Annotated in this window: 25 protein-coding genes; 16 read left to right on the forward strand and 9 right to left on the reverse strand. The window is 43.7% G+C overall.

Annotated elements, in window-relative coordinates; all coding sequences use genetic code 11:
• Nucleotides 1-95 precede the first annotated feature (95 nt).
• Entirely contained in the window at nucleotides 96-1,067 is a 972-nt protein-coding gene (selD, locus tag IAE16_RS03570; protein WP_323701352.1) for a selenide, water dikinase SelD, read from the reverse strand.
• 154 nt (nucleotides 1,068-1,221) lie between these two features.
• On the opposite strand from selD, the gene trpD reads away from it, so the two are divergent.
• Genes trpD through IAE16_RS03585 form a run of 3 tightly spaced genes read left to right on the forward strand, consistent with a single transcriptional unit; the run spans nucleotide 1,222 to nucleotide 3,387 of the window.
• Nucleotides 1,222-2,235 (forward strand): anthranilate phosphoribosyltransferase, encoded by a 1,014-nt coding sequence (gene trpD, locus IAE16_RS03575; protein ID WP_323701353.1) that lies wholly within the window; start codon nucleotides 1,222-1,224, stop codon nucleotides 2,233-2,235.
• On the forward strand, nucleotides 2,235-2,966 hold the full coding sequence (locus tag IAE16_RS03580; protein WP_323701354.1) for a menaquinone biosynthesis protein: 732 nt from the start codon (nucleotides 2,235-2,237) through the stop codon (nucleotides 2,964-2,966). Before trpD ends, IAE16_RS03580 begins: the two co-directional genes overlap by 1 nt.
• Before the next feature lie 22 nt (nucleotides 2,967-2,988).
• Complete coding sequence (locus IAE16_RS03585) at nucleotides 2,989-3,387, forward strand: YMGG-like glycine zipper-containing protein (RefSeq protein WP_323701355.1); 399 nt, start codon at nucleotides 2,989-2,991, stop codon at nucleotides 3,385-3,387.
• Nucleotides 3,388-3,398: 11 nt separating this feature from the next.
• On the opposite strand, the gene hpf is transcribed toward IAE16_RS03585, so the two are convergent.
• Nucleotides 3,399-4,001 (reverse strand): ribosome hibernation-promoting factor, HPF/YfiA family, encoded by a 603-nt coding sequence (hpf, locus tag IAE16_RS03590; RefSeq protein ID WP_323701356.1) that lies wholly within the window; start codon nucleotides 3,999-4,001, stop codon nucleotides 3,399-3,401.
• Between the two features lie 43 nt (nucleotides 4,002-4,044).
• On the opposite strand from hpf, the gene purN reads away from it, so the two are divergent.
• Genes purN through IAE16_RS03605 form a run of 3 tightly spaced genes read left to right on the forward strand, consistent with a single transcriptional unit; the run spans nucleotide 4,045 to nucleotide 5,603 of the window.
• Nucleotides 4,045-4,692 (forward strand): phosphoribosylglycinamide formyltransferase, encoded by a 648-nt coding sequence (gene purN, locus IAE16_RS03595; RefSeq protein ID WP_323701357.1) that lies wholly within the window; start codon nucleotides 4,045-4,047, stop codon nucleotides 4,690-4,692.
• 35 nt (nucleotides 4,693-4,727) lie between these two features.
• A complete protein-coding gene (locus IAE16_RS03600) occupies nucleotides 4,728-5,120 on the forward strand; it encodes a PA2779 family protein (protein WP_323701358.1) in 393 nt (130 codons plus the stop codon).
• A gap of 3 nt (nucleotides 5,121-5,123) precedes the next feature.
• Nucleotides 5,124-5,603 carry a peptidase C39 family protein gene (locus IAE16_RS03605; protein WP_323701359.1) on the forward strand — a complete coding sequence of 160 codons (480 nt, stop codon included), beginning with the start codon at nucleotides 5,124-5,126 and terminating at the stop codon, nucleotides 5,601-5,603.
• On the opposite strand, the gene purC is transcribed toward IAE16_RS03605, so the two are convergent.
• On the reverse strand, nucleotides 5,591-6,289 hold the full coding sequence (gene purC, locus IAE16_RS03610; protein ID WP_323701360.1) for a phosphoribosylaminoimidazolesuccinocarboxamide synthase: 699 nt from the start codon (nucleotides 6,287-6,289) through the stop codon (nucleotides 5,591-5,593). The genes IAE16_RS03605 and purC overlap by 13 nt on opposite strands.
• A gap of 29 nt (nucleotides 6,290-6,318) precedes the next feature.
• Between purC and IAE16_RS03615 the strand changes: the two genes are divergently transcribed.
• From IAE16_RS03615 to IAE16_RS03660, 10 genes are all read left to right on the forward strand, one after another.
• A complete protein-coding gene (locus IAE16_RS03615; protein WP_323701361.1) occupies nucleotides 6,319-7,422 on the forward strand; it encodes a type IV pilus twitching motility protein PilT in 1,104 nt (367 codons plus the stop codon).
• Between the two features lie 2 nt (nucleotides 7,423-7,424).
• Nucleotides 7,425-8,657: a type II secretion system F family protein gene (locus tag IAE16_RS03620; protein ID WP_323701362.1), complete on the forward strand. Its 1,233-nt coding sequence runs from the start codon at nucleotides 7,425-7,427 to the stop codon at nucleotides 8,655-8,657.
• 26 nt (nucleotides 8,658-8,683) lie between these two features.
• Complete coding sequence (gene ychF, locus IAE16_RS03625; RefSeq protein ID WP_323701363.1) at nucleotides 8,684-9,790, forward strand: redox-regulated ATPase YchF; 1,107 nt, start codon at nucleotides 8,684-8,686, stop codon at nucleotides 9,788-9,790.
• 17 nt (nucleotides 9,791-9,807) lie between these two features.
• Complete coding sequence (locus IAE16_RS03630; protein ID WP_323701364.1) at nucleotides 9,808-10,653, forward strand: Hsp33 family molecular chaperone HslO; 846 nt, start codon at nucleotides 9,808-9,810, stop codon at nucleotides 10,651-10,653.
• A gap of 81 nt (nucleotides 10,654-10,734) precedes the next feature.
• Nucleotides 10,735-11,559, forward strand: coding sequence for a 30S ribosomal protein S2 (gene rpsB / locus IAE16_RS03635; protein WP_323701365.1), 825 nt, complete (start codon nucleotides 10,735-10,737; stop codon nucleotides 11,557-11,559).
• Between the two features lie 2 nt (nucleotides 11,560-11,561).
• A complete protein-coding gene (gene tsf / locus IAE16_RS03640; protein ID WP_323701366.1) occupies nucleotides 11,562-12,425 on the forward strand; it encodes a translation elongation factor Ts in 864 nt (287 codons plus the stop codon).
• On the forward strand, nucleotides 12,425-13,144 hold the full coding sequence (pyrH, locus tag IAE16_RS03645) for a UMP kinase (RefSeq protein WP_323701367.1): 720 nt from the start codon (nucleotides 12,425-12,427) through the stop codon (nucleotides 13,142-13,144). The genes tsf and pyrH overlap by 1 nt, the downstream gene beginning before the upstream one ends.
• Nucleotide 13,145: 1 nt before the next feature.
• A complete protein-coding gene (locus tag IAE16_RS03650; protein WP_323701368.1) occupies nucleotides 13,146-14,024 on the forward strand; it encodes a DNA-methyltransferase in 879 nt (292 codons plus the stop codon).
• Entirely contained in the window at nucleotides 14,021-14,566 is a 546-nt protein-coding gene (gene frr, locus IAE16_RS03655) for a ribosome recycling factor (RefSeq protein WP_323701369.1), read from the forward strand. Before IAE16_RS03650 ends, frr begins: the two co-directional genes overlap by 4 nt.
• Nucleotides 14,563-15,267, forward strand: coding sequence for a SapC family protein (locus tag IAE16_RS03660; RefSeq protein ID WP_323701370.1), 705 nt, complete (start codon nucleotides 14,563-14,565; stop codon nucleotides 15,265-15,267). Before frr ends, IAE16_RS03660 begins: the two co-directional genes overlap by 4 nt.
• Here IAE16_RS03660 and IAE16_RS03665 read toward each other — a convergent pair.
• Genes IAE16_RS03665 through IAE16_RS03690 form a run of 6 tightly spaced genes read right to left on the reverse strand, consistent with a single transcriptional unit; the run spans nucleotide 15,257 to nucleotide 19,531 of the window.
• The gene (locus tag IAE16_RS03665) at nucleotides 15,257-15,763 is read right to left on the reverse strand and encodes a C40 family peptidase (protein WP_323701371.1); all 507 of its coding nucleotides are present in this window, start codon (nucleotides 15,761-15,763) and stop codon (nucleotides 15,257-15,259) included. The genes IAE16_RS03660 and IAE16_RS03665 overlap by 11 nt on opposite strands.
• Complete coding sequence (locus tag IAE16_RS03670; RefSeq protein WP_323701373.1) at nucleotides 15,738-16,880, reverse strand: geranylgeranyl reductase family protein; 1,143 nt, start codon at nucleotides 16,878-16,880, stop codon at nucleotides 15,738-15,740. Before IAE16_RS03670 ends, IAE16_RS03665 begins: the two co-directional genes overlap by 26 nt.
• Nucleotides 16,881-16,894: 14 nt before the next feature.
• Entirely contained in the window at nucleotides 16,895-17,821 is a 927-nt protein-coding gene (locus tag IAE16_RS03675) for a beta-ketoacyl-ACP synthase III (RefSeq protein WP_323701374.1), read from the reverse strand.
• Nucleotides 17,821-18,825: a phosphate acyltransferase PlsX gene (plsX, locus tag IAE16_RS03680; RefSeq protein ID WP_323701375.1), complete on the reverse strand. Its 1,005-nt coding sequence runs from the start codon at nucleotides 18,823-18,825 to the stop codon at nucleotides 17,821-17,823. Before plsX ends, IAE16_RS03675 begins: the two co-directional genes overlap by 1 nt.
• A complete protein-coding gene (gene rpmF / locus IAE16_RS03685) occupies nucleotides 18,822-19,007 on the reverse strand; it encodes a 50S ribosomal protein L32 (RefSeq protein WP_323701376.1) in 186 nt (61 codons plus the stop codon). Before rpmF ends, plsX begins: the two co-directional genes overlap by 4 nt.
• Nucleotides 19,008-19,042: 35 nt before the next feature.
• On the reverse strand, nucleotides 19,043-19,531 hold the full coding sequence (locus IAE16_RS03690; RefSeq protein WP_323701377.1) for a YceD family protein: 489 nt from the start codon (nucleotides 19,529-19,531) through the stop codon (nucleotides 19,043-19,045).
• Between the last annotated feature and the right edge of the window lie 42 nt (nucleotides 19,532-19,573).

Genomic DNA, 19,573 nt, shown 5'->3' on the forward strand with positions numbered 1-19,573 from the left:
TTTTTATCCTTAATGCCCTACCAGTCCTAATGGTTAATGGAAAGGCTCTGCGTATAGGTAAACACATCCCCACTACCGGAGCCCTTAGGGAGATACTAACTAACATAAACCCTTAGCCCTTCTCCCTCCTCTACTTTTCCTATGACCCACACCCTTAAGCCCAAGTTCTCCGCTTCCTTCTTAAATGTTTCTTCCTTATCCTCTGGAAATGTAAAAAGCAAACCCCCTGAGGTTACAGGATCTGTAAGCAGTAAAATCTGCCACCATTCAACCCCTTCGTTTATAGTCTTGTCCTTTACAAAATTGTAGTTATCAAGAGCACCTTTTGGGTATATCTTCTGCTTTATTAGAGACACAGACTCTTCGTATATGGGAACCTTAGAAAAGTCTATGGCGAGCCTTACCTTGGACTTTGTCGCTATGTTCATGGAATGACCCAAGAGACCAAAACCCGTTACATCAGTGCAGGCACTTGCCTCTACAGCCTTTGCAAGCTCAGAAGCCTTTTCGTTTAGCATAAGCATATATCCTATGGCATCGCCTATATCCCTCTCTCTAATTTTTCCTTCTTTTATCCCCTTCGTAAGCACACCCACACCCACGGGTTTTGTAAGGGCTATAAGGTCTCCGGGCTTAGCTCCTTCTTGGGTGAAGTATCTTCCCTTCTCGCATACACCCATAACCGCAAGACCAAACTTTGGCTCTTTGTCGTCAATGGTATGTCCACCCAGGAGGGCAGTTCTTGCCTCTCTCAGCTTATCTGCACAACCCCTCATAACTTCCTTAAGAACATCTATCTCAAGGTCGCAGTTGTTAAAACCTACTATGGCTAAGGCATTCAATGGCTTGCACCCCATAGCATAAACATCGCTCAAGGAGTTAGCGGAGGATATGGCACCCCAGAGGTATGGGTCGTTAAGTATAGGAGTTATGAAATCCACTGTATGGACAAAAACCTGCCCACCGTAAGCGTAGACTCCCGCATCATCACCCACGCCCAAGAGGGTCCGTTCATCTGTGTAGAGGTCTATACCCTTTATCAACTTCTCAAGGTCCGCCGGACCCAACTTGCTCGCTCAACCAGAAGCCCTAACAAGTTTCAAAAGCTCCATAGCCTTATATCATAAAACAGCTCTTTAGAAGAATACTTTGAACTTTTCAAAGAACCCATAACTCATTCTTTAAAGATTTCAAAGGCTATCATGATTTAAAATTTCTACTATGAAGGAGATACTAAAAAAGCTATCTGAGTTTCAGAACCTTACAAAGGGAGAAGTCAGGCAAGCCCTTGAGGACATAGTGGAAGGTAGAGCCACCGACGCCCAGATAGGTGCCTTTATTATTGGCACAAAGATGAAAGGAGAAACGCCAGAGGAGATAGAGGGTGCTGCGAGCTTTTTCAGAGAAAAAGCAACAAGGGTTGAAATAACAGACAAGGAAAACTTGGTGGATACCTGCGGAACGGGTGGCGATATGACGGAGACTTTCAATGTCTCTACTGCGGTTGCTTTTGTTTTAGCGGGTGCTGGCATAAGGGTTGCCAAGCATGGCAATAGGTCTGTATCTTCAAAGAGCGGTAGTGCAGACCTCTTAGAGTATCTTGGAGCAAAAATAGACCTCAATGCGGAACAAGTAAAGAAACTCATAGAAGAGATAGGAATAGGCTTTATGTTTGCTCCTATGTTTCACCCTGCCATGAAAAGGGTCATAGGTCCAAGAAGGGAAGTAGGCTTAAGGTCCATATTTAACTTGGTGGGACCCCTTTCAAATCCAGCGGATGCAAGAAGACAGCTCTTGGGAGTTTTCTCCGACCATCTTGTGGACAAGGTAGCCTTTGCCCTAAAGGGTATGGGAATAAAAAGAGCCTTTGTAGTGCATGGAAAGGATGGTATGGACGAGGTATCCATAAGTGCACCTACGCGTATTGCGGAGTTAAAGGATGGTGAGGTCTTTTTGTATGACTTTCATCCAGAAGAGGTGGGTTTTAAGACTTATCCCATTGAATACATACGGGTATCTTCTGTAGATGAAAGCTCAAAAATGGTGCTTTCTGTGTTAAAGGGTGAGGTTTCACCTGCATACTACATGGTTTTATTAAATTCCATGTTTGGAATACTTGTTTCTGGAGCTACAGAGGACAGAAATACCGCCCTTGATATGGCAAAGGAATCCATCCATTCTGGAAAAGCCTACAAAAAACTGCAAGAATTTATAGAGCTTTCAAGAAAGGTTTAATGATAAGTGTAGGTAAAGTAAGTTACTTAAACACTTTACCTCTTTTCTACCGATGGGACAATTCCAAAGTGAGCTTGGTAGAAGGTCATCCCTCAGAGCTTGTAAAAAAACTTAGAGAAGGTCATATACAAGCTGGTATAGTCTCCTCTGTGGAGTTTTTGCTCTATCCAGAAAACTACAGGGTTGTCCCTGATGTATCCATATCCTCAAAGGAAAAGGCTTGCTCTGTCCTTATATTTTCCAAAAAGCCTCTTGGGTTTATAGAAAGTTTATACCTAACTCCTGCCTCTATGACATCCAAACTGCTTGCCCTATATATAGTGAAGGAAGTATACAAAAACAGTCCAAACATAGTTCAAGCCAAAGATGATGCGGATGCTCTTATGTTAATAGGTGATGAAGCTATAAGGGAAAAATCTTCTGACAGATGGCAGTATGTATATGACCTTGGTGAAGAGTGGTTTCGCCTCTACGGACTTCCCTTCGTCTTTGCTCTTTTTTTAGTAAGAAGAGATGCTCCAGAGTGGTTAGAAGGCTTTATATGGGAACAGTGTAAAAGGTCAAAGGAGGAGTTTTTCAAAGACCTAAAAGAAGGAAACCTTCAAGTTCACGGTTATGGACAAGAATACATCAAGGACTACTTTACTCTTTGCCTTGACTATGGGCTTGACCAAGGAGCATGGAGGTCTCTGGAAATTTTTAAGGAAATTTTAACAAAAGAGGTCTTATAATCATAGACAAGGAGGTGTCAATATGAGAAAGAAGGCAATGATTCTTTTTACAGTTTTCTCCGCAGGTTTTATCTTTTCCTGTGGTCAAGTAACCACACAGAGAACCTATGAAGGTGCCACTGTGGGAGCAGTAGGTGGTGCTATAGCAGGAGCTCTCATTGATAAAAACAACAGATGGCGTGGTGCGGTTATCGGCGGTGCGTTAGGTGCGGTTATAGGAGGAACAATAACTGAAGTGGCTGCAAGAGCATCAAGGGAAGCTGCCATGCAAAATAAACCTGTGGAGTATAGGTCTGAGGACGGAAGAGAAAGGGTATATGCTGAGCCTGTGGCTTCAAGGGGTAACTGTAGGATCGTAAAGACCACCTACTATCAGGATGGAAAGGTGGTAAAAGTTGAGGAAAGAGAGGTGTGCCCCTAAGGGGCTACCCCTTATAAACCCTTACACTTGGTGTTTATAACCCCGTAATTTCCACCTCTTTTCCTGTATACTATTCTAAGCGTACCTGTTTCTGCATCAATGAATGGGAGGAAATAAACTCCAGAGTCTTGAAGTTCAAAAACTGCATCTTCCATGCTCATAGGCTTCTCTATTAAAAGCTCCTCCTCCACTATAAGAGGTCTTTCCTCTTCTTCGTGAGGTCTTATTTCTTGCCTTATCATTTCCTCCTTTATCTTATGCCCCTTGCGTCTTAACTCATGCCTTCTTTGCTTTAGCTTTATAAGCTGTCTTTCTATTTCATCCATAACCCTGTCAAGGGCTGAAAAGGGGTCAATGTCCTCATCCCAAGCGTGCAAGGCACCACCACCCCAGGTCTTGAGGTATATGTCCATGTCAACTCTATATAGGGTTGGTCTGCTTTCACCTGCAAAATCTTTCTGTTTTGCTCTTGATGTAGATAGGGTTACGACTACTTCTACTTGGTCTTCCTCAGCCTCCTTTAAAAACCTGTTGAACCTTTCAACCTTACCCTCTACAAAGGCTTTCATTGAGTCTGTCCACTCAATACCCTTACCTATAAACTCTACGTTCATTTCCTAACCTCCTCTAACCTTCTATGGAGTAGAATATGATACCATGAATTTAGGAGTTCTTGTATCAGGGCGTGGTTCTAACCTTCAGGCTATCATTGATGCTATTGAGGCTGGAAAATTGAATGACAGTATATCTATGGTTATATCTGACAAGGAAGGTGTTAGAGCCGTAGATAGATGTCTAAAGCATGGTATTCCATACAGAGTTATAAAGCGAAAGGACTTTCGTAGTAAAGAAGAGTTTGAGAAGGCTCTCGTAGAGGCTCTAAAGGAAGCGGAAGTAGACTTGGTTGTTCTTGCAGGCTTTATGCGTATCCTTTCTGCCACCTTTCTTGGTCATTTTCCCATGAAGGTAATAAACATACATCCCTCTCTTATACCCGCTTTCCAAGGAATGCATGCCCAAAGGCAGGCTTTGGATTACGGTGTGAAGATAACTGGTTGCACTGTTCATTTTGTTACAGAAGAGTTAGATAATGGTCCAGTTATAGCTCAGGCGTGCGTGCCAGTTTTTCCAGAAGACACAGAAGAGAGCCTGTCTGAACGGATACTCCACCATGAGCATAGGATACTGCCACAGGTAATAAGATGGATATCAGAGGGAAGGGTTAGGGTTGAGGGCAGAAGGGTGGTGGTGGAAGGGGCAAGGTATGGAACTTTACCCTTTAACCCTGAGCTTGAAGACTTTTGATATAATCTTAGGAAAACTGACAAGGAGGTGGAAACATGTTAAGTCTTTTTAGAAGACGCCTGCTTGTGCTTGGAGTGGCTGGTTGTTTTTTTGCCTTCAATTCGTCTCCAGCCCTTGCTGGACTTGTGGGTTCAAAGCCTGCCTCTGAAACTCTGACTATGAAGAGAGAGGAAGATATAGCTAAAATTCAAAGAGCCCTTGAAAGCAAACAGCTTCAGGAAAAACTAAAAGCTTACGGTCTCACAAAGGAGGAGGTGGAGAAAAAGCTCTCTGAGCTAAATGACGAGCAGATACACATGTTGGCAAAGGCTTCCGATAGGGTTCTTGCCGGTGGGGATGGTGTGGGTCTCGCCATAGGTATACTCATAGTGGCTATTCTTCTCGTTATACTCCTCAAACTTCTAAACAAGGAGATAATTATAAGGTGAGGAATGTTCCTTCTTTTACTTCTCTTCCCTCTTTTGCTATACTCCAAGAATCTTGATGTTCCTTTCGTTAAACAGCAGGACCAATTCTGCGGTCCTGCCTCTTTAAGTGCTGTGCTTTCCTACTATGGTATAGAGGTTTCTCAAGAAGATATAGGAAAAGAGGTTTACAACCCTAAGCTGAAAGGTGCACTCATAACGGACCTTGAGAATTATGCAAAGAAGAAGGGTTTCAGAACCGAGACAAGGGTCTTAAGGCTTGAAGAAATAAAAAGCTATATAGATAGAGGCATACCATCCATACTGCTTGTAGACCTTGGTAGATTGTGGGTAAGCGTGCCTCATTATGTGGTAGTGGTAGGATACGATGGAGATGTTTTTTATCTCCACACAGGCTATGAAGATAGAAAACCCATTAAAGCCAGAGAGCTTGATCGAATCTGGTCAAAGATGGGAAGGGTTGCTTTGATAGTTTATCCACCTTGAACCCTTTCAAGCACCCTTCTGTAGCCCTCAAGGAGGTCTCCCAAATCAAACCTAAACCTATCCTTGTCTAACTTCTCTCCAGTCTTTGCATCCCATAGTCTACATGTATCCGGAGATATCTCGTCTATCACCGCAAGGGCACCATCGGGAAGCCTCCCAAACTCTAACTTGAAATCCACGAGCAAAAGACCATGAGATTTAAAAAACCTTTTTAGTATGGTGTTTACCTTAAGGGCTATTTTCACTATATCCCTCAAAGTCTTTTTATCCGCTATACGGAGAAGGATTGCGTGTTCAACACATATAAGTGGGTCATGTAAGTGGTCGTTTTTGTAGAAAAACTCCACTAAGGGCTTTCTTAGTTTTTCTCCTTCTCTGAAGCCAAGTCTTTTGCATATGCTCCCAGCGGTTATATTCCTTATTACCACCTCTAAGTCAAACCTTTCTGCCTTCCAGACAAGCATCTCCCTTTCGGAAACACGCTCTATAAAATGGGTTTTTACACCCTTTTCTTCCAGCAATTTAAACATTATGCTTGATATGGTGTTGTTAAGAACACCCTTGCCCTCCACCTCAGCTTTTTTGGTGGCATCAAAGGCTGTCGCAGTGTCTTTGAAGTATATCAGGCATTTATCTCTGTCAACCTCGTAGACTTTCTTAGCCTTGCCTTCGTAAAGAAGTTTCATATAATGTATTTTATAGCAAGGAGGGTAAAATGACACCAACACAAAAAGTTGAATCACTAACACAGAGTATAAAGTTGACAGATATACTTTACAAAGCTGTTCAGGCAAATGCCTCTGACGTGCATATAACAGCAGGTGCAAGACCATCGCTAAGGATTGATGGAAAAATAACACAGCTCGTTGAGTATCCCATATTAACTCCAGATATAACCCAAACGCTTGCCTATTCTGTCATGTCCGAAAGACATAGAAAAACACTTGAAGAAAAGGGGCAAGTAGACTTTTCCTTTGGTGTCAAAGACCTTGCTAGGTTCAGGGCGAACGTTTTTTACCAAAGAGGAAGTATTGCGGCGGTCTTTAGAAGGCTCCCCAGCAAGATACTAAGCATTAAAGATTTAGGGTTAAGTGATAGGGTTCTGGAGGTTTGCCATAAAAGTATGGGTCTCGTTCTTGTAACCGGTCCTACGGGATCTGGAAAGACTACAACCCTTGCAGCGTTGATAAATTACATAAATGAAAACTTTCCTCATCACATTATAACCATTGAAGACCCTATAGAGTATGTGTTTCAACATAGAAAAAGCATAGTAAACCAGAGAGAGATAGGTGAGGATGTCCACAGCTTTGCAGATGCTCTTAGGGCTGCTTTGCGTGAAGACCCAGACGTTATCCTTGTGGGTGAAATGAGAGACCTTGAGACAATAGAAATAGCACTAAGGGCTGCAGAAACGGGACATCTTGTTTTTGGAACACTGCATACAAACACTGCCATATCAACTATTACAAGGATAATAGACGTATTTCCTCCAGAACAGCAAGAGCAGGTTAGGGTTCAGCTCTCTTTTGTGCTTCAGGGTGTTATATCTCAGAGGCTGTTACCAAAAATTGGTGGTGGAAGGGTTCTTGCTTATGAGCTTATGATACCAAATACTGCAATAAGAAACCTTATAAGGGAGAATAAACTTCAGCAGATATACGCCATAATGCAGAGTGGGCAGGCTCAAACGGGCATGCAAACCATGAACCAATCACTCTATGGACATTACAGGGCAGGGCTTATAACACTTGAAGATGCATACAAGTATTCACCAGATATAAAAGAGTTAGAGAGAATGACACAGAGAGGAGGGTAAGAATGCCGAGGTTTAGGTATAGAGCCTTTGACGAGACGGGAAGCTTTGTAGAGAGTGAAGCAAACTATCCAACTCAGGAAACCTTAATAGCGGACTTACAACAAAGAGGTTTGAGTATCATAGAGGTAATAAAGGTTGATAAGGAAGAAAAAGAAGAGGGAAAGAAGGAACTATCCTTCAAACTCCCAATAGGTGGTAAAGTAAGCGATAGAGACCTTTCCATATTCTGCAGACAGCTCGGAACTATGATAAACGCAGGGCTTAACATAATAGACGCTCTTAATATATTGGGAGAACAGCTTCCTAACAAAAAACTTGCGGAAGCCAGTAAAAAGGTCGCGGTAATGGTGAGCGAGGGAAGACCTATATCTAACTCTATGGCTGAGTTCCCTGCAGTTTTCCCAGAGTTTATTGTAAACTTGGTAAGAGTGGGTGAGGAAACGGGTAATCTTGATATTGCTCTTATGAGGGCTGCAGACTATTACGAAAAGATGGCAATGATAAAGAGCAAGATAAAGAGCGCAGCTTTTTATCCTACCTTTGTGGTTATAATAGCTACCGCCATAGTTACGGGTATACTCTATTTTCTTGTTCCAACCTTTGGAGAGATATATGCCTCTCTTGGTGGAGAGCTTCCCGCTCCTACTCAAATGCTTATCGCTGCCTCTAACGCCCTTAGGTCAAACCTTATCTTTATACTTGGTTTCATAGTAGCTTTTTCTTTAATATTTAGATTTTTACTCAACAATAGCTACCAGTTTAGAAAATCTGTGCATTCCTTTATGCTTAGAGCTCCAAAGATGGGTGAGCTTGTAATGAAAAGCACCATGGCAAAGTTTGCCAGAACTATGGCAACTCTCTTTTCGAGTGGTGTAGCTCTTGAAAAGGCTTTTGAGATAGCAGGTCAGGTAACGGGAAACGTGGTAATAAGGGAGGCTCTTGAGTCCGCAAAGAAGGGTGTTATAGAGGGTGAGCCCATGCACAAGGCTCTTGAAAAAACTGGTATGTTTCCAAAACTTATAATAGCCATGGTGAGAGTAGGTGAGGATACAGGTAGGCTTGATGATATGTTAGATACTATAGCGAGATTCTATGAAGACGAGTTTGATAAGGCTGTGGAAGGAATGATAAAGCTAATAGAACCAATGCTTATAGTCTTTATAGGCGGTATAGTGGGAGCTATACTCATAGCCCTATACATGCCCATATTCAAGATGGGTGAGTTGATAAGGTAAGCCTTGGAGTTTATAATTAATAGCTTATGGCTCTGAGTGTAGGAATTGTAGGACTGCCTAATGTAGGAAAGTCTACCTTGTTTAACGCCCTAATACAGTCCGCAAAGGCGGCCGCAGCAAACTATCCCTTTTGCACTATAGAGCCAAACGTGGGCACGGTGGAAGTGCCAGACAAGAGGCTCTACCACATTGCAGAGCTTGAAAGGTCAAGAAAAATAACACCCACCTTTATAGAGTTTGTGGATATCGCTGGACTTGTTAGAAACGCCAGCAAGGGAGAAGGTCTTGGAAATCAGTTCCTCGCCCATATAAGGGAAGTGGATGCAATTGCTATGGTGTTAAGGTGCTTTGAAAACCCTGACGTGGTTCATGTAGAAGGCAGTGTTGACCCCATAAGGGATGCTCAGATAATAGACCTTGAGCTTATAGCAAAGGACTTGGAGACGGTAGACAAAAGGCTTGAGAAGGTGGAAAAGATGGCAAGGCTGGGAGACAAAAAGTCAAAGGAAGAGTTGGAAATGCTAAGAGCCATAAAGGCGGTTTTGGAAAATATGGAGACTCTAAGAAAGCACATAAAGGACCTTGGCTCAGAGGTCTTTGAGTATGCCAAAAGGAATCTTTTTCTCCTCACCACCAAGCCTCTTATGTATGTGGCAAATGTGAGCGAGGCAGACCTGCCAGAGGGTAATCAACTAAGCGAGAGGGTTTTTCAATACGCACAAGAGGAAGGCTCTTCTGCGGTATTGATATGTGCAAAACTTGAAGAGGAGCTTATTGGTCTTGAAAAGGAAGAAAAAGAAGAGCTCCTTAGGTCTTATGGATTTGAAGAGCCAGGGCTAAACAAACTTATAAGGTCCGCTTACTCACTCCTTGAGCTTATAACCTTCTTTACCGCGGGGGAAAAGGAAACGAGGGCATGGACCGTAAAGAGGGGCACAAAGGCACCGCAAGCTGCAGGCAAGATACACTCAGACTTTGAAAGAGGCTTTATCGCTGCGGAGGTGATAAACTACGAGGACTATGTAAAGGTTGGCTCTATGACTAAGGCTAAAGAGCTTGGTCTTGTAAGGCTTGAAGGGAAAGAGTATGAAGTCAAAGATGGCGACATTATCTATTTTAGGTTTAACGTTTAGGCTTATATTTTAAACTCATGTATAGAGACCTTGACGCACAAACCAGGGAAGACCTAAGGCTCTATTTTCAGGACAGAGACTACATGGTGGTTTCCGTGCCAAAGGATGAGCTTATAAGGGTTTATACCCTGCAGGCAAACCATGCAGTGGCGGTTGCCAAGAGAATACATGACTTGGAAGGGCAAAGGGCGGAGCTTATGGGCTATGCCATAATGTCCGCTTTACTTTTGACATCCCTTGTGAAACATGCAACAGAACAAAAGGTGCTTTTTAAGGTGCAAACAGATTATGGAGTTGTAGTCTCAGAGGCGGACGGAAAGGGGAGGGTAAGAGGTTTTATAGAAGGTAACCCACAAGAAGGTTGGGCTTCTGGAGTTTTAACCGTAGTAAAAGAGCTAAGACTTGGTACACCTTACACAAGCATAGTCCCCGTGGTGGGTAGAAATCTAAAGGAGGCACTTTCCTTTTACTTTGAGCAGTCAGAACAAACAAGGACCTATTTGGATATGCATTTGGAGTTTACTTCAGCAGGAGCTCAGGCAAAGGCTTATCTTGTGCAGGTGCTTTCTGGAGTTTCTCAAAGAAGCATTGACCTTATAGAGGAAAACCTAAGAAACCTCTCCTTTTATGACAAGAGACCAGAGGAAATTGCGATTGAAATACTCAAGGGTATGGAACCAAGGCTTATAGGTTTAAAGGAAGTAGAATACTACTGTCCCTGTAGCGAGGAAATAGCCCGTTCAAGCCTTATGCTCCTGCAGGAAGAGGAGCTCCAAGATATACTAAGCGAGGGTCCTGCAGAAGTGGTCTGTAAGTTTTGTAAGAGGGTCTATCGCTTTAGCAGGGAACAGCTTATGATATAATTTTTCCAAGACCGCACCTTTCCCGACTGGGTTGACCCGAAAGGGTTTTGGGAAAGGGTGGCAAAACCCAAGGAGGAAAATATGGCTGTAGTTTCTATGAGAGACCTTTTGGAAGCGGGTGTCCACTTTGGGCACTCAAAGGGCAGGTGGAACCCTAAAATGGCACCCTACCTCTACGGTGTGCGTAATGGTATACACATCGTAGACCTCAACAAAACGGTGGTTTTCCTTGAGCAAGCCTATCACTTTATAGCGGACAGTGTGGCACAGGGCGCAGAGGTGCTCTTTGTAGGCACAAAAAAGCAGGCAAAAGATGTGATAAAGGAAGAGGCGGAAAGGGCTGGCGTGCCATATGTGAACGAAAGATGGGTTGGAGGACTTCTTACCAACTTTAGGACTGTCCGTAAAAGTATCCTCAAGCTCCATACCCTTGAGAGGATGGAATCGGAAGGTGTCTTTGATGTGCTTCCTAAGAAAGAGGTAAGAGAGCTAAAGAGAAAGATGGAAAGGCTCAGAAAGCTGTATGGTGGTATAGTAAACATGGAAAGGCTACCCAGCATCATCTGGGTTGTGGACACAGTGAGAGAAGCCATAGCGGTCCAAGAGGCTAAAAAGCTGGGTATAACGGTGGTAGCAATAGCGGACTCCAACTGCGACCCAGATGTGATAGACTACCCTGTTCCAGGAAATGACGATGCCATAAAGTCCATAAAGCTACTTACTTCAAAGATAGCGGATGCGGTTCTCGAGGGTAAACAAAGAAGGGAAAACCTTGGAGAGGCGGCGATTGAAGTTCCAAGGAGAAGGGTCATTGCGGTTGAAGAAGAAGAAAAGGTGCTCTTTGAGAAGGCTATGGAGATGTCTGAGAAATACGAATACATTGACAAAGGTGCAGAGGAGGAGTAAGCATGATAAGTGCTGAGATGGTAAAAACCCTAAGAGAGATGACTGGTGCAGGTATGTTGGAATGCAAGAAGGCTTTGGAGGAAGCAGGGGGTGATATGGAAAAGGCTAAGGAGATACTCAGAATAAGGGGGCTTGCTAAGGCGGACAAAAAGGCAGGAAGGGAAACAAAGGAGGGCATAATCTACGCCTATGTCTCCGAGGATAGAAAAAGGGGAGTGCTTATAGAACTAAACTGCGAGACAGACTTTGTGGCAAAAAACGAACACTTTGTGGAGCTTGCCTTGAATATCGCCAAGCACATAGCAAGCATTCCAGAGAACAAGGATAGGGCAGGCACTGGTGAAGATATTACAAGCCAAGCCTATGCACAGGACACAAACATAAGCGTAGGAGACCTCATAAAGTCTGCTATAGCCAAGATAGGAGAGAACATCCAGCTTAGAAGGTTTGCGAGGTTTGATACCGAGGGCTTTGTGCATGCCTATGTGCATGGTATAGGAAAGGTAGGTGTGCTTATAGACTACTTTGTTCCAAGCCTTAACGACCAGACCCTTAGGGTTGTGCAAGATGTGGCACTTCAGATAGCCGCTATGAAACCTGAGTTTGTAAGCATAGAAAGCGTTGACCCTGAAGCCCTTGAGAGAGAGAGGAGAATACTCACAGAGCAGGCAAGACAAGAGGGTAAGCCAGAGAACATCATAGAAAAGGTAGTAGAAGGAAGGCTCAAAAAGTTTTATCAGGAAAAGGTGCTCTTAGAACAGGCTTTCATAAAAGAAGAGAAGAAAACCGTAGGACAATACATAAAGGAAAGCCAAACGGGTGTGGAGATTAAGAGGTTTGTAAGGTTTGAAGTAGGTGGTGCCTGATGGAGGAAGCACCTGTATACAAAAGGGTGCTCTTAAAGCTCTCTGGAGAAGCCTTTGCTGGTGAGCAAGATTTTGGTATAGACCCAAGGTTTCTTGAATACATAAGCCTTGAGATAAAAAGCCTCGTGGAAGCGGGAGTTCAAACTGCAATAGTGATAGGTGGTGGCAATATCTTTAGAGGTATAGAGGGGCTCGAGATAGGTATAGACAGGGCAACGGGTGATTACATGGGTATGTTGGCAACGGTTATAAACGCCCTTGCCCTGCAATCCGCACTCGAGAGGATAGCACAAATTCCTACGAGGGTCTTGTCCGCTATAGAGATGAGGCAGGTGGCAGAACCCTACATAAGAAGAAGGGCTATAAGGCATTTAGAAAAGGGTCGTGTGGTAATATTCGCTGCAGGGACAGGCAATCCCTTTTTCTCCACAGACACTGCAGGTGCTCTCAGAGCCATAGAGATAGGTGCGGACCTTCTTATAAAGGCTACAAAGGTAGACGGCATATACACCGATGACCCGCTGAAAAACCCAAAGGCTGAATTTATCCAAGAAATAGCCTATCTTGAAGCCATAAATAGAGGTCTTAGGGTTATGGACTACACCGCTATGACCCTCTGTAAGGAAAACAGGCTACCCATATTGGTGCTTAACATAAAAAAGCCAGGAAATCTGCTAAGGGCTGTAATGGGTGAAAGGGTTGGGTCTTTGGTGAGGTAGCATGAAAACAAAAACAAGCAGGTTTGGAAGTAACGGAAGGATAGCTCATGACTCCTCGGATTTTTATCGCAGAAGGCTATACTCTGAATTTATGCCGATGGAGGCTCAAGGGGACCAGAAGGAAATCCTATTTCCTGACAACCTCAAAAATACTATCCTTTGCAAATCCTCAGAAGATATGTCAGAAATTCCTGACAATAGCGTTCACCTTATGATAACTTCACCTCCATACAACGTGGGCAAAGAATACGATATGGATATGAGTTTTACAGAATACAGAGAATTTCTTAAGAGGGTTTGGAGAGAGGTTTATAGAGTTCTTGTTCCCGGTGAGAGGGCATGCATAAATGTGGCTAATCTTGGTAGGAAACCTTACATTCCACTTCATGCCTTTATAATTCAGGACATGCTTGAGTTGGGTTTTTTAATGAGAGGTGAGATAATATGGGCAAAAGCTGGTGGTGGTGCACCATCAACCGCATGGGGCACTTGGCTTAGTGCAAAAAATCCAGTGATAAGGGACGAGCACGAATACATTCTTGTCTTTTCAAAGGGCAGTTTTGAAAGAAAAAGCACGGGACAAAGCACTATAAGTAGAGAGGAGTTCTTGAATTTTACGAGAAGTGTGTGGCATATGAAAAGCGAAAGTGCCAAAAAGGTGGGACACCCTGCAGTTTTCCCTACGGAGCTTCCCTATAGGCTAATTCAGTTGTATACCTTTAAAAATGATGTAGTGCTTGACCCTTTTATGGGTAGTGGTCAGACTGCTATAGCAAGTCTGATGTGTGATAGATATTACATTTGCTACGAGATAAACCCTGAATATGGGGAGCTTGCAAACAGAAGAATACAAACATACACACAAGGAGGACAGCCATGATAGAGGATATTTTTAAAAGTGCGGAAGAGGATATGAAAAAGGCGGTAAACTACTTTAAGAACGAAACCGCAGGGCTAAGGACAGGTAGGGCAAGCACATCTCTTGTAGAGGAGCTAAAGGTAGAATATTACGGTTCAAAGGTCCCTCTTAAACAGCTTGGAAGCATAAGCGTAAGCGATGTGAACCAGCTAACCATCCAACTTTGGGATGCTAACGCAGTCTCAGGCGTGGAAAGGGCAATAATGGAAAACTTAAACCTTACACCTCAAAGACAGGGCAATGTGATAAGAATAACCCTACCACCTCTCACACAAGAAAGAAGAAAAGAGCTGGTAAGGATGCTCCATAAAATGGCGGAAGAGTCAAGGGTGGCGGTTAGAAACATAAGGAGAGACGCAAAGGAAATGCTGGAAGACCTTGAGGGAGTTTCTGAAGATGAGATAAAGAGGGCTTTAGAAAGGCTTCAAAAGCTCACGGACAAATACATAGAAGAGATAAACGCCATTACAGAGGCTAAGGAAAAGGAGATAATGGGAGGATGAGGCTCTTTTCCAACACCCTGCTTCCTGACCCAGAGGAACACAAAAACCTCAAGTGGCAATGCCTTAAGTCAAACTGTCCGCAGAGCTGTTGCTTCATTCCAGATAGAACTTTTGTGGTTCTTGAAGAGGTGCTTTCCCTCTCAAGACACTTTCCAGTGGTTATAAACATTGAGGTTGACCAAGAAGGTAAAGAGCAGAGGCTTCTTTGTGCCTATTTTAGACTTAAGGAAGATAAGAAAGGCTGTGTATATCTCAAAGATGGTATGGGCTGTCTTATAGAAGAAGAAAAACCATACACCTGTAGGCAGTATCCCTTCTTTATAAGGGAAGGGTATTTAGCACTTGACCTTACTTGTCCTGGATTTTCCGAGGTGGAAGGTGTAGCCTTTTGGGAAGGCCAGTTTGTAAATCCGCTCTTTGAGAGAGATTTCTATACATACTCGCTCAGAATTGAAGAAGGAAAAGCCCAAACAGAAGAGTTTGTTAACACCCTATTTGACCTTGGGCTTGTGGTGGGTGGGCGGATAAGCTACGAGGATGTTGAGGTGTCTTTTAACATGGTGGACGAAGAAAGGCTCTTTGAACTTCCTACAGACACACTCAGACTGCTTTCAAAGAAGGGATATACGAAGCTCATCTATTCCCATCTTAACTCCTTACAAAACTGGGAGCGTCTCATAAAAAGATATATTAGCGGTTAGAAAGGATAAAGATTAGGTCCGCTATTTCATCCTCATTAAAGTTTTTAGTTAGAGGTTTTGCTTGTCTTTCAGACTTTGTATAGATGATGTTAGGTTGCTCCATCCTTCTTGCAAAGAGAAACCTTCTGCTCCAATAGGGTTCATCTATTCTGTTTATTGTTATGCCGTTTTTTTCACTTGCATGCACGAACCTACCGTTGCCTATGTATATGCCTACGTGGGATGGGCCAGGTCTGTATGTGGTAAAGAAGAGAAGGTCTCCGGGCTTTAGGTCCTCAAGCCCTACCTGCACTCCCACGCGGGACTGCTCTGCAGTGCTTCTTGGTAGCCTTATACCGTTTACCTCAAAAACCCTCTGCACAAAGGCGGAGCAGTCCATCCTGTATAGGTCGTTAGCACCGAATTGATAGGGTCTTTCCATATAGGTGAGAGCGGTAAGCACGATGTTATCTGAGTTTGCAAACACGAAACTAAAACTCAGTATTAACCCTACCAAGCCTCCCCTCATGCTTTCTGAGTATATAAGTTATTTTCTCCTTTGTCAAGTGTTTTATAAACTCAAGCCAACCCTTCCAGTAGATATCCTTATAAGTTTTATCTCCTGTGAGCACACGATAAAAATTTCTCAATGCGTAGTCTCTTCCCATTCTAAAGGCAACCTTTTGAAATCTATAAGCAAGCCTTGCTATCTTCCCTGCGTATATGAGCTCCTCTACAAGTGGTTTTAGCAATATCTCATAGGCTTTTGTTGGTTCAGAGGGGTTTTGTGCTATGGCTTTTGCAAGGATCTCTCCTGCCCAGAGGGCGTAGTATATGCCTTCACCAAGCAATGGGTCTGTCATATTGGCAGAATCTCCTGCAAGCAAAACTCTCTCTTTACCTATTTGAATGTCCTTTTTCCCTTCTGGAAAGGGTATATGCCAACCCTTTGGATGTTTAAAGTTTATGTTTTTACTGAGAGCGTAGTCCCTTAGTATTTCAAGCAGGTTTTCCATTCCAGTGGTTGCAATGCCAAGGCTTATGCCATCACCATGAGGAAACATCCACAGATAACCTCTACTTACCCATCCTATTTCAATTAAAACCTTGTCCCTCATACTACCTTCTGTAAACAGCTCAAGACTTCTGAAAAACTTCCTCTTTTTGTATCCGAGAAGTTTTGCGGTTCTTGAATGAAAGCCGTCCGCACCGATTAGATAGTCTGTGTAGAAGTTACCCTTGCTGGTGTAGACCTTGTATCGGTTTCCTTCCTTCTCAAAACCTACAAACTCTCCAATAAGGAGCTCCGCACCTGACTTGAGAGCTTCTTGCACCAAAAAGTGGTCAAACTCAGACCTATCAACTATGTAAGCAACCTCTCTGTTTGCCTCCACCTCATACTCCTGCAAACCTCTATAGCCAAGTTTTCCAGAGCTTATCGTGTTTAGTATTAACCCTTTGTAGCCCTCTGGCAGAAGCCCTAGGGTTCTTGCGGACAGACAGCCTGCGCAGAGTTTAAACCTTGGAAGTTTTTCCTTTTCAACTATTAGAACCTTAAGACCAGATTTTGAAAGGTGGTAGGCAGTGGAAGCCCCAGCGGGACCACCACCCACAACTACAGCGTCGTAAAGCACATATAAAGTTTAACCTAAAACCTTATGAGACTTGCACCCCATGTAAGTCCGCCACCCATAGCGGTCAAAAGAACCAAGTCCCCTCTTTTTAGCCTCCCTTCCTTGTATGCCTCACAGAGAGCTATAGGAATGGATGCGGCGCTTGTGTTTCCATACTTATGAATGTTTGAATAGACCCTTTCCATTGGCACATTGAGTTTTTCCACAAGTGCCTGCATTATCCTTATGTTTGCCTGATGAGGAACTATAAGGTCTATATCCTGTGTGGAAACTCCGGCACTTTGTAGAACTTCCTCACACACATCCGCCATAGAACGGACCGCAAGTTTAAAGAGCTCCTTCCCCTTCATCTTTATGTATCCACACCTTTCCGCATAGAGGATTTCCCAGTAGTTGCCGTCAGAACGCATCACAGAGGCAAGAAGCTCACCTTCACCCTCGGAGCTAAGCACCACCGCACCCGCCCCATCACCAAAAAGAACACAAGTAGACCTGTCTGTCCAATCCACTATCTGGGAGAGTTTCTCCGCCCCCACTAAAAGCACCCTTTTAGCCCTTCCAGAGGATAGCATAGAACTTGCTATCTCAAGACCATACAAAAAGCCACTGCAGGCTGCGGATATGTCAAAGGCGTAAGCCCTGTTTGCACCAAGTCTTGCCTGAAGAAGACAGGCACTTGCAGGAAAGCCAAGGTCTGGAGTAAGGGTTGCAAAGATTATGGCGTCAATCTCTTGAGGGTCAATCTGCGCAGACTCTAAGGCTTCAAGACTTGCCCTATAAGCCATATCTGTAAGACTTTCCGAACCTGCTATCCTCCTTTCCCTTATACCCGTTCTTGTGGTAATCCAATCGTCAGAGGTGTCCACCATCTTTTCAAGGTCAAAGTTTGTAAGCACCTTATCAGGCACATAATAACCCATGCCCCTTATGGTTATGCCCATTAGACCTTTACCTCTTGTGGAAGGAGTTTTTTCAAGTTCTCTGAGAGCCTTTCGTTAAAGTGGTGTGTTAAAAACTCGTTGGCAACCCTTATGGCGTTCTTTATAGCCTTTGCATTTGCCCTTCCGTGGGTTATTATCACAGGCTTTTTTGCCCCAAGAAGAGGAATACCACCATACTCTGCAAAGTCCGCCTTTTTCTTAAAGTTGTTAAGTGTAGGCTTCATAAGAAGTGCTCCAATCTTTGCCAAAAAACTTTTTTGTACCTCCTCTTTTATCATCTGAAGGACTGCAAAGCCTAAGCTCTCGCTCGCTTTTAGCACCACATTGCCCACAAAGCCATCGCACACTATCACATCAAAGGTCCCTGCGTATATGTCTCTTCCCTCAGCGTTTCCAAGAAAGTTTAGTTTGCTGGCTTTTAAGAGGGGATAGGTTTCCTTGACAAGCTCGTTACCTTTACCCTCCTCCTCTCCTATGCTTAGAATACCTACCCTTGGGTTTTTTATGCCCAATATTTCCTCCGCATGGGTATGTCCTATCACGGCAAAATGGAGTAGGTGTGAGGGTTTACAGTCCACGTTTGCTCCCACATCAATGAGAACCGTTTTCCCCTTTGGATTAGGCAAAGCGACCGCTATGGCTGGTCTTTCAAGGTCAGGAATAGAGCCTATTACAAACTTGCCTACCGTTAGCACCGCACCAGTGTTTCCTGCAGAAACAAGACCATCCGCTTTGCCCTCTCTTACCAACATGCCTGCCACATACAGAGAGGAGTTTTTCTTTCTCAGGACATTAGAGGGTGCTTCGTGCATCTGCACCACATCCTCTGCGTGAACTACCTGCAGACCGTCAAACTTCTCCCTTTCAAGTACCTGTCTTATTTTTTCTTCGTCCCCTACAAGGATGCTTTCAAGACCAAGATCCTTGTAGGCAAGAATACAACCCTTTACTATCTCCTCAGGGGCGTAGTCCCCTCCCATACAGTCAACTGCTATTTTTGTCATGAAGTCTTGAGAACTTCCCTACCCTTGTAGTATCCACAATATGGACATGCCCTATGTGGCATCATAAGCTCACCACAGTTAGGGCAGGTGGCAAGGGACAAAGAACTCAGTTTTGCAAAAAAGTTTTGTGCTCTCCTTTGGTCTCTTCTCCACTTTGAGGTCTTTCTCTTTGGAACTGCCATCTTATAGCCTCCATAAGGTCGTAGTGGGAATTGTATTATAACACATTCGCCTTTTTGAGAAGGTCACCAAGGGTGGTGGTTTTTACCTCAAGGTTTTCATAGAATCCCGCACTGCAGTCAGGACTGCAAAGGGGCTTTGTAGGTATGCTAAGTATTATCTGCTCTTTCACAAGCTCTGTAAGGTCAAAGGCTTCCTCATCCTCAAAGAAGGACACTTCAAGCTCTGAAGGCTTTAGATATAGCACGTCCTTAGTAGGATATGGCTCTATCCTAATGGACTCACTCCTACCTATGTCCTTATGGAACACGGTCAAACACCTGCTACACTCAAGCACCACATAGCCTTCGATCTCCATGTTTACTCTGTATCCGCCTTTCTCTCGGGTTATTTCCACATAAACGCTTACGGGCTCTCTTATCTCACCAAGGTCTGGAGGTAGCTTTAGGTCTTGGGGGCTAAAAACATAGCTCTGGGAGAACCTGTTTTTTGTTTTGAATATCTCTTTGAGGTTTAACTTCGCCATAATGGTTTAAAATATCTCAAAGCTAAGAAAATTTCAAGGAGG

This window comes from Hydrogenobacter sp. T-2 (assembly GCF_033971325.1).
Classification (GTDB): domain Bacteria; phylum Aquificota; class Aquificia; order Aquificales; family Aquificaceae; genus Pampinifervens; species Pampinifervens diazotrophicum.